Annotated in this window: 1 protein-coding gene and 1 pseudogene; both read right to left on the reverse strand. The window is 70.8% G+C overall.

Going from position 1 to position 1,034, the window contains the following annotated elements; translation table 11 throughout:
- Positions 1–288 (reverse strand): nuclear transport factor 2 family protein (locus ACWC9R_RS37090; RefSeq protein WP_450738289.1); only part of this gene is annotated, 288 nt, incomplete at its 3' end.
- Between the two features lie 91 nt (positions 289–379).
- Positions 380–1,034 (reverse strand): annotated as a pseudogene (locus ACWC9R_RS37095) (beta-galactosidase); the annotation flags it as partial.

Raw genomic sequence — 1,034 nt, forward strand, 5'->3', positions numbered from 1 at the left:
GTCGACCTTGCCGGTACCGGCGGTCGTCCAGCCCCGGTGGACGTCGACGACGTACTCGTCGTTGCTGCCGAAGAAGATCGGGTCGGCCTGGAAGCCGGCCTTGCCGAGCTGGTCGAAGAAGCTGCGGACTTCGGCGACGCCGTGCTTGGTCCCGGACAGCGGATGCCGTCCGGGGATCGTCCACCGGATGTCCGGCGCGAGGACGGCACTCATGCCTTCGACGTCCCCTGCCGCGTAGGCGGCGAAGAACTTCTCGACCGCCTCGACCTTCGGATCCTTCTGGTTCATGAACTCATCTTCCCTGTAGGCGCGTTGGAGCTCCATCCTCGCAAGGGCCGCGCTGCGGCCACCAGCTCCTTCTGCATCGTGAGACCCCGGCTCAGTCCTCGGTCGGGCCGAGGTCGGGGCGGTCGCGCAGCTCGACCGTGCGGGTGGTCGAGGCGTGCAGTTCGAGGACGGTGATCTCGTTGCGCCCGGCCCTGAGCACCGGGGCCGGAACGTACAGCGTGGCCTGGGCGCCGCGGGACCAGTAGCGCCCCAGTGGGAAGCCGTTGACCCAGACGTTGCCCTTGGTCCAGCCCTCCAGGGCGAGGAAGGTGTCGGCGGGCCGCTCGACGTGGACGTGGCCGCGGTGGAAGGCGGGTCCCACCGGAGGCGACTTCGGGTCGAAGGCGGTGAAGGGCAGGGCGGCGAGATCGTCCAGGGGCAGGGCGCGGCTGGACCACGGCGCCGGCTCCCGGCCGCCCACGAGGGTGCGGCCGAGGAGTCCCTTGCGGTCGTGGACGCCCGGCCCGTAGTTGACCCTGCCCAGGTTCTCCACGAGTACCGTCAGCCGGGCTCCGGGACGGGGGACGGTGAAGGCGAGGGCGTGCTCACGGCCCTCTCGTTCGAGTACGCCGACCGGTTGTCCGTCCACGAAGACCTGCGCGCGGTCGCGCACGTCCTCGGCCCGCAGGACGACCGGCCCCCGGTCCGGCAGCCGGGTCTCGTACAGGACGAAGCCGAAGTCCTGGCCGAGCTCCTCCATCGTGAGC

Source organism: Streptomyces sp. NPDC001219, assembly GCF_053597915.1.